This window comes from Bradyrhizobium sp. CCBAU 25360, assembly GCF_028128695.1.
Lineage (GTDB): Bacteria > Pseudomonadota > Alphaproteobacteria > Rhizobiales > Xanthobacteraceae > Bradyrhizobium > Bradyrhizobium ottawaense.
Genome location: NZ_LBJA01000001.1, coordinates 285,507 through 300,132 on the forward strand (window position 1 = coordinate 285,507; position 14,626 = coordinate 300,132).

At 65.2% G+C, this 14,626-nt stretch carries 16 protein-coding genes; 6 read left to right on the forward strand and 10 right to left on the reverse strand.

Going from position 1 to position 14,626, the window contains the following annotated elements; translation table 11 throughout:
• The first annotated feature begins 47 nt into the window (after positions 1-47).
• Genes XH81_RS01180 through XH81_RS01195 form a run of 4 tightly spaced genes read left to right on the forward strand, consistent with a single transcriptional unit; the run spans position 48 to position 4,332 of the window.
• Entirely contained in the window at positions 48-1,022 is a 975-nt protein-coding gene (locus tag XH81_RS01180; RefSeq protein ID WP_028142556.1) for a tripartite tricarboxylate transporter substrate binding protein, read from the forward strand.
• Positions 1,023-1,037: 15 nt separating this feature from the next.
• Complete coding sequence (locus XH81_RS01185) at positions 1,038-1,508, forward strand: (2Fe-2S)-binding protein (RefSeq protein WP_028142557.1); 471 nt, start codon at positions 1,038-1,040, stop codon at positions 1,506-1,508.
• Positions 1,505-3,637 (forward strand): xanthine dehydrogenase family protein molybdopterin-binding subunit, encoded by a 2,133-nt coding sequence (locus XH81_RS01190; protein ID WP_028142558.1) that lies wholly within the window; start codon positions 1,505-1,507, stop codon positions 3,635-3,637. The genes XH81_RS01185 and XH81_RS01190 overlap by 4 nt, the downstream gene beginning before the upstream one ends.
• Positions 3,634-4,332, forward strand: a complete 699-nt coding sequence (locus XH81_RS01195; protein ID WP_028142559.1) for a molybdate ABC transporter substrate-binding protein — start codon at positions 3,634-3,636, stop codon at positions 4,330-4,332. The genes XH81_RS01190 and XH81_RS01195 overlap by 4 nt, the downstream gene beginning before the upstream one ends.
• A gap of 13 nt (positions 4,333-4,345) precedes the next feature.
• On the opposite strand, the gene XH81_RS01200 is transcribed toward XH81_RS01195, so the two are convergent.
• The 4 genes from XH81_RS01200 to XH81_RS01215 all read right to left on the reverse strand — a co-directional run bounded on the left by XH81_RS01200 (position 4,346) and on the right by XH81_RS01215 (position 8,044).
• Entirely contained in the window at positions 4,346-5,152 is an 807-nt protein-coding gene (locus XH81_RS01200; RefSeq protein WP_028142560.1) for an SDR family NAD(P)-dependent oxidoreductase, read from the reverse strand.
• Between the two features lie 21 nt (positions 5,153-5,173).
• Positions 5,174-6,466, reverse strand: coding sequence for a TRAP transporter large permease (locus tag XH81_RS01205; protein ID WP_028142561.1), 1,293 nt, complete (start codon positions 6,464-6,466; stop codon positions 5,174-5,176).
• Entirely contained in the window at positions 6,457-7,008 is a 552-nt protein-coding gene (locus tag XH81_RS01210; RefSeq protein WP_028142562.1) for a TRAP transporter small permease, read from the reverse strand. Before XH81_RS01210 ends, XH81_RS01205 begins: the two co-directional genes overlap by 10 nt.
• A 64-nt stretch (positions 7,009-7,072) precedes the next feature.
• Entirely contained in the window at positions 7,073-8,044 is a 972-nt protein-coding gene (locus tag XH81_RS01215) for a TRAP transporter substrate-binding protein (protein ID WP_028142563.1), read from the reverse strand.
• A 299-nt stretch (positions 8,045-8,343) separates the two neighbouring features.
• On the opposite strand from XH81_RS01215, the gene XH81_RS01220 reads away from it, so the two are divergent.
• Positions 8,344-9,120: a cyclase family protein gene (locus tag XH81_RS01220; protein WP_028142564.1), complete on the forward strand. Its 777-nt coding sequence runs from the start codon at positions 8,344-8,346 to the stop codon at positions 9,118-9,120.
• 10 nt (positions 9,121-9,130) lie between these two features.
• Here XH81_RS01220 and XH81_RS01225 read toward each other — a convergent pair whose 3' ends face one another.
• The 3 genes from XH81_RS01225 to XH81_RS01235 form a co-directional block, all read right to left on the reverse strand.
• Complete coding sequence (locus XH81_RS01225; RefSeq protein ID WP_028142565.1) at positions 9,131-9,859, reverse strand: Crp/Fnr family transcriptional regulator; 729 nt, start codon at positions 9,857-9,859, stop codon at positions 9,131-9,133.
• Between the two features lie 274 nt (positions 9,860-10,133).
• Positions 10,134-10,259 (reverse strand): hypothetical protein, encoded by a 126-nt coding sequence (locus tag XH81_RS01230; protein WP_256379459.1) that lies wholly within the window; start codon positions 10,257-10,259, stop codon positions 10,134-10,136.
• A gap of 94 nt (positions 10,260-10,353) precedes the next feature.
• Positions 10,354-11,067 carry a helix-turn-helix domain-containing protein gene (locus tag XH81_RS01235; protein ID WP_028142566.1) on the reverse strand — a complete coding sequence of 238 codons (714 nt, stop codon included), beginning with the start codon at positions 11,065-11,067 and terminating at the stop codon, positions 10,354-10,356.
• 153 nt (positions 11,068-11,220) lie between these two features.
• On the opposite strand from XH81_RS01235, the gene XH81_RS01240 reads away from it, so the two are divergent.
• Positions 11,221-11,538, forward strand: a complete 318-nt coding sequence (locus XH81_RS01240) for a c-type cytochrome (protein ID WP_028142567.1) — start codon at positions 11,221-11,223, stop codon at positions 11,536-11,538.
• A gap of 6 nt (positions 11,539-11,544) precedes the next feature.
• Here the strand turns inward: XH81_RS01240 and XH81_RS01245 are convergent, their stop codons facing one another.
• The 3 genes from XH81_RS01245 to XH81_RS01255 are packed head-to-tail and all read right to left on the reverse strand — an operon-like array spanning position 11,545 to position 14,558.
• Positions 11,545-12,648, reverse strand: a complete 1,104-nt coding sequence (locus tag XH81_RS01245) for an ABC-type transport auxiliary lipoprotein family protein (protein ID WP_028142568.1) — start codon at positions 12,646-12,648, stop codon at positions 11,545-11,547.
• Positions 12,649-12,651: 3 nt separating this feature from the next.
• Complete coding sequence (locus tag XH81_RS01250) at positions 12,652-13,419, reverse strand: ABC transporter ATP-binding protein (RefSeq protein WP_028142569.1); 768 nt, start codon at positions 13,417-13,419, stop codon at positions 12,652-12,654.
• Positions 13,420-13,421: 2 nt separating this feature from the next.
• On the reverse strand, positions 13,422-14,558 hold the full coding sequence (locus tag XH81_RS01255) for an ABC transporter permease (protein WP_028142570.1): 1,137 nt from the start codon (positions 14,556-14,558) through the stop codon (positions 13,422-13,424).
• Positions 14,559-14,626: the final 68 nt, after the last annotated feature.

Below are 14,626 nucleotides of genomic sequence, written 5' to 3' on the forward strand. Positions count from 1 at the left end.
CTGCCGCTACAGTGCCGGCCAACAAGAACGATATCAGGGAGGTGGGCATGATCGCCCGACGATCCGTGCTGGCATTGGCGGCCGGCTTGCTTGCCGTAGTCTCCGCAGCCCCCTCATTCGCGCAGGATTATCCCAGCCATTCGGTCCGGATTGTCGTGCCGTTCGGCGCGGGCGGGCCGGCCGACGTCGCCGCCCGGCTGATCGGCAACGTGCTCCAGGAGAGTTTTGGTCAGCCCTTCGTGGTCGAGAACCGCACCGGTGCCGGCGGTGTCATCGGCACGGTCGAAGCTGCGAAGTCGCCGGCCGACGGCTACACGCTGCTGATGATGTCCAACACCCAGACCGCGAATGAATCGCTGCTGACGGCGGACAAGCGCAAGTATGAGCTGATGCGCGACCTCGCGCCGATCGCGCCGGTGAATTATTCCGATCTCGTCATCGTGGTGAACCCGCAAGTCCCGGCGAAGACGCTGGCCGAGTTCATCGCGCTCGCCAAGGCGCAGCCGGGCAAACTGAACTACGCCTCCTCCGGTCAGGGCACGCCCTACCACATGGCCGGCGAGCTGTTCAAAGCCATGGCCGGCCTCGATGTCGTGCACGTTCCCTATCGCAACAGCGGCGAGGCACGCAGCGGCGTGATCGGCGGACAGGTGCACATGATGATCGACGCGGTGCCGGCGATGGCGCCGAACATCGGCGAAAATCAAGTTCGCGCGCTCGCAACCACCGGCAAGCAGCGTTCGACCGTGCTGCCGAACGTGCCGACAGCAGGCGAAGCCGGTGTAGCAGGCTACGAGGCGACGATCTGGCTCGGCCTGATGGCGCCGGTCGGCACGCCGAAGCCCGTGATCGACAAGCTCAATGCAGCCGTCAACGCAATGGTGAAGCGGCCCGACATCGTCAAGCTCTGGACAGAACAGGGCGCCGTGCCCATGTCGATGACGCCGGAACAGTTCGACAAATTCCTGCGCGGCGACATCGAGAAATGGGCCGACGTCGTCAAGAAGTTCGACAAGTCCTGAGGCCGCAGAGCGATCATGGCGACCATTCAATTCCGGCTCAACGGCGCAGCCACGACCGTGGATTCCGATCCCCATCAGACGCTGCTCGATGTGCTGCGCGGCCGTCTCGGCGCGACGGGGGCCCATTTCGGCTGCGGCGCCGGTGAGTGCGGCGCCTGTCACGTCATGGTCGACGGCCGCGCGATGACCTCCTGCGACATGCCGATGTGGTCGGTCGCCGACAAGGACGTCGTCACGGTGGAGGGCCTCGGCACCGCAGAGCAACCACATCCGCTGCAACGTGCCTTCATCGCCGAACAGGCGATGCAGTGCGGCTATTGCGTCGCAGGAATTCTCGTCGGCGCCGCGGCGCTGCTCAAGCGCAATCCGTCACCGACGGAGGCAGAGGTCAGATCCGCACTGGATCGCAATCTGTGCCGCTGCGGGTCGCATAACCGCATGGTCCGCGCCGTGCTGCGTGCGGCGGCGGAGATGGCGGCGTCATGAGCGTGCCATCCCCTGCCCCGAAACTGCCTGTCAGCCTCATCGCCAATCCCAAGCTGTCGTCATGGGTAAGGTTGACCGATGACGGCCGTGTGGCGATCTCTCCCGGCAAGGTCGAGATCGGCCAGGGCATCGTTACGGCGCTGGCGCAGATCGCGGCGGACGAGCTCGATGTCGAGATCGGCCGCATTGACATGATCCGTGCCTCGACGGCGACGAGCCCGAACGAAGGCGTCACCTCCGGCAGTCTCTCGATCCAGCAGTCCGGCCGCGCGCTGCGTCAGGTCTGTGCCGAGGTGCGCCAGCGCTTCCTTCGTGCGGCATCGGAACGTCTCGGCGTCGATGCATCGCTGCTCGATGTCGACGACGGCACCATCTCTGGTCCCGGCAATGTCAGGACCAGCTATTGGGAATTGATGGACGAGGTCTCGCTCGACCACGACGCAACCGCAGGCCCGACAGCGAAGAGTGCCGCCGGGCGCACCGTCGCCGGACACTCGGTCCAGCGGGTCGACATTCCCGACAAGGTGTTCGCGCGGCCGCGCTTCATCCACGACCTTGCGCTGCCGGGACTGGTGCACGGACGGGTGCTGCGGCCGGATATCTCGGGCGCCAGATTGATCGCACTGAATGAGGAGGCTGCACGCGCCGTCCCCGGCCTCGTTGCGATCGTCCGCGACGGCGGCTTTGCCGGCGTGGTTGCCGACAACGAGGCGGCGGCGGACGTGGCCCTCAAGGGTCTGCGCAAGGGCGCGACATGGTCGGCCGGCGAGCCGCTACCGGATGAAGACGATCTGGCGGGCTTTTTGAAGAGCCAACCGGTCGAGACCACCGTCATCGACACCAAGGCGGCGGAGCCGGCGCGCAAGCCCGCCCAAACACTCCGCCGGCAATACACCCGCCCCTACATCGCCCACGCCTCGATCGCCCCGTCCTGCGCCATGGCACAATGGGACGGCGATCGTGTCCATGTCTGGACCCACAGCCAGGGCGTCTACCTGCTGCGCGCCGATCTCGCGATCGTGCTCAGGCTGCCGGCGGAGAACATCGTCGTCGAGCACATCGAGGGCGCCGGCTGCTACGGACACAATGCGGCCGACGACGTCGCGCTCGACGCCGTGCTGCTGGCGAAGGCGGCCGGTGGCCGTCCGGTGCGCGTGCAGTGGTCACGGCACGACGAGATGTCCCACGCGCCCTTTGGGGCGGCGATGGCCATCGAGATCGAGGCCGATCTCGATGCAGGCAACGAGATCGCCGGCTGGCGCCACGCGATCTGGAGCAACGGCCATGCAGCAAGGCCGGGACGCGCGGCGCAGCCGGCGCTGCTTGCCGCAACCGAGATCGCCAATCCCTATCCCCGCATGATCTCGACAAACCCGCCGGCCGCCAATGGCGGCGGCGGCGACCGCAACTCCGTCCCGCTCTACGACTTCCCGGCCTGGACGATCACGAGCCACCGGCTGCTGACCATGCCGGTGCGGACCTCGGCGCTGCGGACACTGGGCGGACAAGGCAACGTGTTCGCCATCGAATCCCTGCTCGACGAGATCGCCGCCCTGCGCGGCGAAGATCCGATCGCATTCCGCTTGCGGCATCTGCGCGACGAACGGGCGCGCGATGTCATCAGCGCTGCGGCGCGACGTGCCGGATGGAAGCCGCAGAAGCAGCCCGGAATCGGTCACGGCGTCGGCTTTGCCCGCTACAAGAACATGGGCGCCTATTGCGCTGCGATTGCCGAGATCGAGGGCACCGACGACATCCGCGTCAAGCGGCTGACGCTTGCAGTCGACGTCGGCGAGGCCATCAATCCGGACGGCGTGGTCAACCAGATCGAGGGCGGCGCGATCCAGGCCACGAGCTGGGTGCTGAAGGAGCGCGTCCGGTTCGACCGCACCGGCATCACCTCGACCTCCTGGACGGACTATCCGATCCTGACCTTCAGCGAGGTGCCGGCCGTGGACGTCGAGATCATCCAGCGGCGGGAGATCGAGCCGGTCGGCGCCGGCGAAGCCGCGCACGGCCCGGTGACGGCGGCGATCGCCAATGCGGTGTATGATTGCCTCGGCGTGCGTGTGCACGACCTGCCGATCACGCGCGACAAGATCATTGCAGCGATGGAGCGTGCGCCTTGACGACAGTGAACGTTTTGAGCGGCGGCGCGGCACAAGGCCTGGTGCGCGGCGTCACCGAGGCTTTCAAGGCGCAAACCGGCCTCGGTATCGACGGCGAGTTCGGCGCGGTCGGCGTGATGGCGGACAAGCTGCGCGCGAGCACGCCGGCCGATCTCGTGATCCTGACGCAGGCGCTGCTTGCGAGGCTGGCCGAGGAGAAGCTCGTCGTCCCCTCATCGATCACGGATGTCGGCCGGGTCGAGACCGCGCTGGCGGTCCGCAGCCGCGATGCCAAGGTGACGGTGAAGACCGAGGCCGATCTGCGCGGGGTGCTACGCGGCGCCGATGCAATCTATGTCCCTGACACCAAGGCCTCGACCGCGGGCCAGCATTTCGCAAAAGTGCTGGACCAGCTCGGCATCGGCTATGAGGTGGCATCGCGCCTCAAGATCTTTCCGAACGGTGCAACGGCGATGCGGGAGCTCGCGGCATCTGGCGCGGCAAAGCCGATCGGATGCACGCAGGCGACCGAGATCATCGCGACAGACCGCATTGCATTGTCAGGGGCGCTGCCGCCCGGCTGCGAACTCGTGACGATGTATACGGCCGGCGTGACAATGCGGGCAGCGCATCCGACAGAGGCGGCCGCGCTGATCGCGTTGCTGACCGGCGCAGATCGGAAGGACCTGCGCCAGCGCGCTGGCTTTACCGGCTAAAGCCGATGACGCCCTATTTGTGCAGCTGGGTGAGGCCTGTCGGCGGGCCGTCGACGGCGGTCCAGCCGCCATCGACGAACAGCGTGCTGCCGCTGACATAGCTGGCGGCATCCGAAGCAAGATAGGCCACTGCGGTCGCGACCTCGTCGGCGCTGCTCCAGCGGTTGAACACGGTGTGGCCGGCGTAGAGATTGTAGATGTCGGGGCGCTGCTTGAACGGGCCGGTCAGCGCGGTTTCGGCGATGCTCGGCGCGATCGCGTTGACGCGCACGCCGGCATGGCCGACCTCGGAGGCAAAGCCCTTCACCAGCAGGCCGATGGCCGCCTTGGTTGAGCCGTAGACGCCGAGGCCAGGCTCGATGGTCACGGCGCGCACCGACGAGCAGGCGATGATGCTGCCGCCCTTTTGCGCGACCATGATGCGGCCGAAGGCCTGGAAGAACCACACCGTGCCCTTGACGTTGAGGTTGAGGACACGGTCGAGGTCCTCCTCGGTGTAGTCGAGGATGGTCTTGCGGATGTTGAGCCCGGGCGTGGTCACCGCGATGTCGAGCCGGGCAAATTTCTGCATCACGGTTTTGGCCAGCGCATTGACGTCCGCAGCGCTCGCGGCGTCACAGCTGGCTGCTTCCGCCCAGTCGCCCTTGTCGCGAATCCCGGCGGCGGTCGCCTCCGCGGCGTCAAGCGCGCGATCGGCGCAGACGACGCGGGCCCCGAGCCCAGCCAGCGCCTCGGCCGACGATTTGCCGATGCCCGACGCGGCGCCGAGCACCACGGCCGTCTTGCCGGTGAGATCAAAGAGCTTGCGATAGTCAGTCACTGATGGCTTCTCCTGTAGCTGCTAGCCCTTGTAACCCATCAGCAGGCGGGGCAGCCACAGCGAGAATGCAGGGACGTAGGTCACGAACATCAGTGCTGCGATCAGCGCGGCGTAGAACGGCAGGATGGTGCGCATCACCGCGCCCACCGAAATGCCGCCGATGGCGCAACCGACGAACTGCGTGGTTCCGACCGGCGGGGTGTTCAGCCCGAGGGCGCAATTGATCAGCATCAGCATGCCGAACTGCACCGGATCCATGCCCGCCTTCATCGCAATCGGCAGGAAGATCGGGGTGCAGATCAGGATGGTCGCGGCCATGTCCATGAACGTGCCGAGCACGAACAGGATGACGTTGATGAGCAGGAAGATGACCCAGGGCTGCGTGGAGACCTTGCTCATCAGGTCGCCGGCGAGGTCCGCCACCTCGTACAGCCCCATCAGATACTGGAACATGGTGGAGACGCCGATCAGCAGCAGCACCACGCCCGTCGTCTTCACCGCCTTGGCGGCGGCGCGCAGGAAGTTGCTCCAGGTCATGGTGCGGTAGATGAAGAACGTCAGCAGCATCGTATAGGTGACCGCGACGGCGGCAGATTCGGTTGCCGTGAAGACGCCGGACAGGATGCCCGCCAGGATGATGCCGACGATCAGAAGGCCCGGCAGCGCGGCCGCGAGCGAGCGGAAAACCTCGGCCCAGCCCGGGAACTTGCCGGCCGGATAGCCGCGCTTCACGGCAACGCCATAAGCGGCGACCAGCATGCACGCCATCAACACGATTGCCGGCAGGAGGCCCGCGGCGATCAGCGCGCCGATCGAGACCTTGCCCCCGGCTGCCAGGGCATAAATGATCATGTTGTGGCTGGTCGGCATCAAGGCGCCCACCAGCGAAGCGTGGGTCGTGACATTGACGGCGTAGTCGGTGTCGAACCCCTCCTTTTTCATCATCGGGATCATCACCGCGCCCATCGCCGACACGTCGGCCACGGGCGATCCGGAGACGCCGCCGAACAGGGTGCAGGCGACCACGTTCGACATGCCGAGCCCGCCGCGGATGTGACCGACGAGATTCTTGGCGAGCTGCACGATCTTGTCGGCGACCCCGCCATGCAGCATCAGCTCACCGCTGAAGACGAAGAAGGGAATCGCAAGGAACGAGAAGATGTTCATCCCCGACATCATCTGCTGGAAGATGACGGCGACCGGCAGACCTTCGTAGAGGATGGTGCAGATCGCCGAAAGACCGATCGCGAAGGCAACCGGGACGCCGAGGATCAGGAAGCCGAAGAACGTGGCGCCGAGGATGATCAGTTCCATGAGGGGACGACCTCTTCGCCGCGCAGGAGAGCAATGATGTGCTCGATTGAAAAGGAGACGATCAGGACGCCGGAGGCGATCAGCGGGACGTAGCGGATGACCTCGGGGAGGCCGAGATTGGGAATCTTCACGGTCCCCACGGATGCGCCGAGAATCCAGCCGTTATAGGCCATCGCGACGCCAAACGCGGCCACCAGGACGTGGATGACGAGCTCGATCTTCTCTCGCGCGTGATCCGGAAGCATCACCAGCAGGCTGTCCATGCCGATGTGTCCGGCATCGCGCACGCCGACGGCGGCGCCGATCAGCGTGACATACAGGATGAGAACCAGCGCAAGGTTCTCCGTCCAGGTCGGGCTCGAATTGAGCACGTAACGACCGAACACCTGATAGAACACGACGGTGACGATGAGGAGCAGTCCGCTCACGGACAGATACATGCCCGCGCGCGCGACGACGGCATTGACGCGCGACAGCAAGCCGGTCGCCGGGCGTACGGCGACCGCCCCCTGCTCGTGGTCTGCGACGTGTGGGTCTGTCATTCCCGCGTCTCCTTGCAAGGGTCCGGGTCGCCTTCGCGGCGACGCCGGACCCGACGCTGTGGCGTTACTTCGTGTCCTGGATACGCTTGACGAGGCCCTGCAGCTTCTCGTCACCCGCAAACTTCTGGTACACCGGCTTCATCGCGTCGACGAATTCCGCCTTGTTGGCGATCGTCACGACCTGAACGCCGGCGGCCTCGACCGTCTTACGGGACGCCTGCTCACGCTCGTCCCAGAGCTTGCGCATGACTGGTACCGATTCCTTGGCCGCCTTGCGGACCATCGCCTGATCCTCCTTGCTCAGCGTGTCCCAGACCTTCTTGGACATCACCAGAACTTCGGGTGCCAGGGAGTGCTCGGTGATGTTGTAGAACTTGGCGGCCTCGAAATGGCGCGACGACTCGTAAGAAGGCCAGTTGTTTTCGGCTGCATCCACCAGGCCGGTCTTGAGCGCGGTGTAGACCTCGCCATACGGCATCGGCGTCGGGTTGGCGCCGAGGCTCTGGATCATGCCCACCCACAAATCGGACTGCTGGACACGAATCTTCAGACCCTTCAGGTCCGCGAGCGACTTGACCGGCGCCTTCACGGTGTAAATGGACCGGGCGCCGCTATCGTAATAGGCAAGGCCGACCAGGCCTGCGGGCTCCATCGCCGCCAGGATCTCATCGCCGATCGGCCCGTCGAGGACGGTGCGCATGTGCTGCGTGTCGCGGAAGACGAACGGCAGGCACAATGCGATCGTTTCCGGCACAAAGTTGTTGAGCGGCGACGCGTTGATCCGCATCATGTCGAGCGCGCCGATCTTGAGTTGCTCGATGGTGTCCTTCTCCGAGCCCAGGGCTCCGTTCGGAAACACCTTCACGCCGAGCTTGCCGCCGCTCGCCGCCGCGAGCTGCTTGCCCATGAACTTGACGGCCTCGACGGTCGGATAATCGGCGGGATGGATGTCGGCGGAGCGGAAGTCGCGTGCGGTCGCCAGCGGCGCTGAGAGCACCAATGCAACGGCTGCGATGATACCGGTGAGTGTCTTCATCTGGGCTTCCTCCTGGGTTGATTATGTCGTTGTCGGCAGGCTGCAGGCTGCAGGCCGCCTTGGGTCGCTCCCCTTCAGGTGTGAAGTCAAGCGCCAATGTCGTCCCTAGGGCGCGCGGCATTCCATGTCCAAGCCAAATCCGGCATTGATCGATGCAGCAGTTGCATCGATCAATCTGGCGCAATTCGCGTCGTCGTGGAAGCCGGCGGGACGGCTTGCGTCGCCGGCACGTGACTTGACGCGACCAAGAGAGGCTCCTCAAGATGTCCGAAACAGCGGACTATTTCGAAGGAATGCCCATGCCGCGGAAGCTGATCGATATCTCGGTGCCGCTCAGAAACGACGTGACGGCCGATCCGCCGGGCAACCATCCGACCATCCAGTACATCGATCACCAGCAGGGCCTGCCGCGCATGCTGCAGTTTTTCGACGGCCTCAAGGCGCAGGATTTGCCCGATGGCCAGGGCTGGGCCGTCGAGCAGGTCTCGCTGTCGACCCATAACGGCACGCATCTCGATGCGCCCTGGCACTTCCATCCGACCATGAACCGCGGCGAGCGGTCTTGGACGATCGACGAGGTGCCGCTGGAATGGTGCTTTCAGCCCGGCGTGAAGCTCGACTTCCGGCATCTGCCCGACGGCTACGTGGCGAGTGCTGAGGACGTCGAGAAGGAGCTGAAGCGCATCGGGCACGCGCTGTCGCCGCTAGAGATCGTGGTCGTCAACACCAGCGCCGGCGCCAAATTCGGCAAGGCCGACTACGTCAATTCCGGCTGCGGCATGGGCTATGAGGCCACCATGTATCTGCTCGAACGCGGGGTGCGGCTGACCGGCACGGACGGCTGGAGCTGGGACGCGCCGTTCCTCTACACCGCGAAGAAATATGCCGAGACAAAAGATGCCGGCCTGATCTGGGAAGGCCACAAGGCGGGACGGCACATCGGCTATTGCCATCTGGAGAAACTGCACAATCTCGACCAGCTGCCCTCGACCGGCTTCACGGTCTCGTGCTTTCCGGTGAAGATCGAACGCGCCTCCGCGGGCTGGACCCGCGCAGTCGCCATCATCGATGGCTAGGCGTACGCGCTCACTCGCCGTCGAGGCCGCTCTCGGCGAGTTCGCGCAGCGCATCCGTATCGAGCACGACGATGGCGCCGTGCTCGAGGCGAACCCAGTTGCGGCCGGCCCAGGCGCGCAATTGCTTGTTGATGCTCTCGCGCGTCATCCCCACCATCTCGCTGATCTCCTGCTGCGTGATGGCGAGCGTGCCGCTGCCGGAGTCGAACTTGCGCTCCTCGGTGAGACCGAGCAGCGCGCTCGCCAGCCGCCCCGGCAGATTTTGCAGGATGACCTGCTCGACCTGCTGGCTGGTCCAGCGCAGACGGGCGCAGAGCAGCTCGATGAATTTCATCGCCAGCGCCGGCTGGCTCTTCACGAACGGGAGGAAGTCCCGGCGATCGATGATGTAGAGCTCGCAATTGGTGTTGGCGGTCGCATCGGCTGACCGGGGAGCGCCGTCAAGCACCGCGATCTCGCCGAAGATTTCTCCGGGACCGATCAGATTGAGAATGGCGTTCCGTCCGTCGGGCGACGAGGAGGAAATCTTCACTGTCCCCGTGATCACCGCAAACAGATTGTTGCCGGGATCGCCCTTGGCAGCGATCGTCGCGCCGCGCTTCACGGTGGTGTGCTTGGCGTAGCGGCAAAGCTGATCGAGCGCTTCCGGCTCCAGATCCGCGAAGATCGGGTGCTTGCGCAGGACCGATAGTTTATTGCCCGCCGACTGTCGGGGGTCGCCGGTCTTGTCCTGAGGCACGCCGCGGGGCTCCTAAGACTGCGAGGCACTGAGGTTCCTGCGTAGTCAACGTTATCAGGCTTTTCAACCGGAAAGCACCCGCGCGATTTGTGGCAAATGCCCCGAAAAGGCCGCGTTCAAGCCGAAAGCCTGCATCCGAAGGATGCGCCGATGCGGTCCGGTCGATGCAGAGTTGCAGGCAGCGCAAGCCGCGCTTGCGTTGAGGCGCTGGCGAAGGCCAAGCCGGCCAAGCGTCGGCTGTTGGCGCGTCTGAGCGGATCAAGACCTCAGGAGGTCAGCGCTTGGAATCCGGATCGAGCCGGCCCGCACTGGTTTGCCGGTCTGCCCAAGCCAGAGCTGCGGCGAATGCGACGAAGATCGCGACGACGACGATGGTCACCAGCAACGCATCAGCGGGCATTATCCCCTCCCAAAGGTCTGGGGCATTATTTTGCTGCAGCAGGCCAGCGTCATTGATCGAGATCAAAAACGTCGGGGGCGTTGCGGATGGGCTATCAGGCTGCGGCCAGCGCCTCGGCACGGACAGGATCGAGCAGGCTGATGCCGCCGTGAATGATCTCGATCACGCCGTGACGCTCCAGCTTGGTGAAGGTGCGACTGACGGTTTCGATGGTCAGGCCGAGATAGTCGGCGATGTCCTGACGGCTCATCGGAAGCGGGACCGTGTCGGACAGACCCTTGAGCGCGACCTGCCTTTCCCGCCAGCCGAGCAGGAAGGTCGCGACCTTCTCGTCGGCCGAGCGTCGGCCGAGCAGGACCATATGGTCGCGTGCCTGGCTCAATTCGCGGATGGCCAGCTCGTTGATCCGCCTGAGCAGCTGCGGCCGGTCCTCGATGAAGCGGCCGAAGGGCGCTTTGGCAAACTGGCACACGGTCACCGCGCCGATCGCATCGGCCGAAAAATTGTGCCGGCCGGAGATGTTCATCCCCAGGAAATCGCCGGGCAAGGCAAAACCGACGATCTGCCGCCGGCCGTCGGGCAGCAGCTTGTACAGCCGCATGACGCCTTCGAGGACGTTGTAGAACGAGGTCGTCATGTCCTCCTCGGAGAACACGGTCTCGCCGGAGTCAAAATGAACGCGGCGGCCGAGATGCTCGAATTCCCTGAGCTCGGCCGCATCCAGCGACGAACAAACCGCCGCTCCGCGTACGGCGCAATCGCTGCAAAAATGCCCGTTCGGCTCAATCGTGACCACGGAAGGCTTCATCCACCGCTCCCCGCGCCGGCTGCTCCCGACACCGGGTCGGGTCCACCGCGCCCGTGCATTTTACTGCACTGCGCCAAAGCCAATTGACAGAGATCAAATTTGAGTGGCATCCCCGTCATATTCTGCTTCCAGAGTTCGACGGGATCACTTTCCATGCTGCAAGCCGCCCTGCGTCACGGCCTGATTGGGCTGCTTCTGATGACGCCTGCGCTGGCGGCCCCGACCGCCGAACAACGCGGCAAGGCCTTCGCACGGGCCAATTGCGCACGCTGTCACGCGATCGACCGCGTCTCCCACAGCCCGCTCGAGGGCGCGCCTCCGCTACGCACGCTGCACCGGCGTTATCCGATCGAGACCCTTGGTGAGGCGCTGGCCGAAGGGATCTACACCGGTCACGACGACATGCCGGCCTTCGAGCTCAGTCCGGACCAGATCCACGATCTCCTGTCCTACCTGAAGACGCTGGAATAGACGGCGTCACACTGCCTGCACGCTCCACCCGATCAGCTCCTTGGCGATGCGGGCAAAGGCTGCATCGAAGGCGGCGACTGCAGCGGCCGGCTCGACCTTGTCGAGCTTTTCGCTGGTCTCGACCAGGCGGGATGCCACCACCTTGCCGTTCTTGTCGACGATCCGCGCCGACAGATCGATCTCCACCCGTGCCTCGCCCTCCGTGGCGATCCGAAAGCGCCGGATGTCGATCAGGAGCTGGTAATCCGCCTGACCGAGGTCGGTCGTGCGTAGGGGGGCGTGGGCGATGTCGTAATTCTCAAAACTGTCGATCAGGCGTGCCTGCACCAATTTTGGAATGCTGTCGGCCCAGAGGAAATCCGCAAAGCCCGGTCTGTCCCCGACGGGCGCGAACAGCATGCGCTGGGTCTGCAGCATTGCGACCGCGGTCGGCTCGGGAATGGCCAGGGAAGCGGAGAGCGTCTTGCCGGCCGGCCCGAGATTCTTCGGCGTGCGCAGGTCGTAGGTTATTTTCTGCGCGGGCGTCCCACCGCCGGTCATCTTCTCCAGGCCCGCAATGATGCCGTCGAGCTTGCCGGTGTTGCGCGCGAGGCCGTCGGAGAACGTCCTGAAATTCGCGATGGTGTCCTTCAGCGGGCCGGAATTGTCCTGAAGCACCGTGTCGACCCGCCGCAGCGCATCGCGCGCCGCCTGCGTCATGCTCTGGCCGGCGCCGGCCTCGGCGATCAAGGTCACGGGCTCGCCGGATTTGGCAACGACAACCCCGCCCTCCAACGTCACCACCGGCACGCCGGTCAGGCCCTGGAATTCGAGGCCGACCCTGGTGTCGGAACGCACCGGCGTGGCGGTCGCAACCGAGATCGTCGCATTGACGAAGCGCGGGTTATCCGGCGCGAGCGCGAGCTGGGTCACCTCACCGACACGGATGCCGTTGAACAGCACACCGGCGCCGACCAGGAGGCCCGGGACCGGCCCCTGAAACTGCACGTGATAGTTCGTGCGCGGCCCGATGCCGCCGGTGTTGTTCAGCCAATAGACGAAGCCGAACACCGCGAGGATCGCGGCCAGCACGAAACTGCCGATCAGCACGTAGGGAGCGCGGGTTTCCATGTCTCATCTCATCTCGTGTTGCAGCATCTGCGAGCGCTTGCCGTGGAAATAGGCGCGCACCCAGGGATGCTCGGATTGCAGCAATTCGCGCATCGGGCCGATCGCCACGATCTTGCCGTCGGCCAGCGCGGCGACGCGGTCGCAGACCGTGGTCAGGCTCGCAAGGTCGTGGGTCACCATGAACACGGTCAGCCCCAGCGTTCTTTGCAGCGTCGTGATCAGCGCGTCGAAATCGCCGGCGGCGATCGGATCGAGGCCGGAGGTCGGCTCGTCCAGGAACAGGATCGGCGGATCGAGCGCGAGCGCGCGCGCCAGCGCCACGCGCTTGGTCATGCCGCCCGACAGCTCCGCCGGATATTTGTCGGCGTCCTGGGCGCGCAAGCCGACCATCTCGAGCTTGGCGATCGCGATCTCGTCCATCAGCTCCTGCGACAGGACAAGATTTTCGCGTAAGGGAAACTGGACGTTCTGGCGGACCGTCAGCGAGGAGAACAGCGCGCCTTGCTGGAACAGGATGCCCCATGTCGTGGCTGCGCCGCGGCCGTGGCCGCCGGTGGGCTGGCCCATGACCTCGATGGTCCCGCCCTGGCGCGGGATGAGGCCGATGATGGTGCGCATCAGCACCGACTTGCCGCCGCCGGACGCCCCCACCAGCCCGAGAATCTCGCCGCGGCGAACGTCGAGCGACAGATGGTCGAGCACGGTCTGGCGGCCGAATCCGACCACGAGATCACGGACGCGGATCGCGAACTCGTCCTGCGATACGTCCATCGTCACATTCCGATCGAGGCAAAGAAGATCGCGAACAGGCCGTCGAGCACGATCACCAGGAAGATCGACTTCACCACCGACGTCGTGGTCTGCCGCCCCAGCGACTCCGCGCTGCCCTTGACGCGCAAGCCCTCGCTGCAGGCCACGATTCCGATCACCAGCGCCATGAACGGCGCCTTCAGGATGCCCACCTCGAAATGGGTAACGGAGATGGCCTCGTGCAGCCGCGCGATGTAGATCGCCGGCCCCATGTCGCCATAGAACTGCGCGACGAGACCGCCGCCATAGAGCGCGGCGACCGATCCGATGAAGGTGAGGATCGGCAGCGCAATGACCAGGGCCGCAACGCGCGGCAGGATCAGGACGTCGACGGGATCGAGCCCCATGGTCGAGAGCGCGTCGATCTCCTCGCGCATCTTCATCGAGCCGAGCTCGGCGGTGTAGGCGCTTCCCGACCGTCCCGCGACCATGATGGCGACGATCAGCACGCCGAGCTCGCGCAGCACCAGGATGCCGACCATATCGACGGTGTAGGACTCCGCGCCGAACCTGCGGAAGTGGAAGAAGCCCTGCTGTGCGATGATGGCGCCGATCAGGAAGGTGATCAGCGCGACGATGGGGATCGCCTGCCACCCGATGCGGTAGAGCTGATACACCAGCGAGGTCAGCCGCAGCGAACGCGGCCGACGCAGCACGCCTATCACGGCCATGAACAATGCGCCGAGCATCTGCAGGAAGATCGTGACGTCTTCCCGCGCGTCGGCCGTGGACTTGCCGAGATCGCCCAGCCTCGCCAGCACCGGATTGGGCGCAGCCGTCGGGGCCGGCGTGTGGCGGTTGACCTGGCGCACCTCATCCAGCAGCCCGCTGAAATGATCGGCGACGCCGACGAATTCGGCCGACCTGCCCGATGTTGCGGCCCTGCGCGACAGCTTTTCCAGGACCCAGGCACCGAGCGTGTCGAGCGCACTGACGCCCGACATATCCAGGGTGACGACGCGCGAGCGATCGACGTCGGCGCCGACCGACCGGGACAACGTCTCGAGCGTGACCACATTCGCGGCGGTCCAGGGCCCTTCAGGGCGCAGGTTCAGCACGTCGCCGGACGGCGTCGCGAGCAACAGCGGTTCGTGGTTCACGCTTCCACCTCATCGGGACAATCGGTCCCCATTCAGACGGTATTTCTAGGCCAGCATATGGCGCCCGG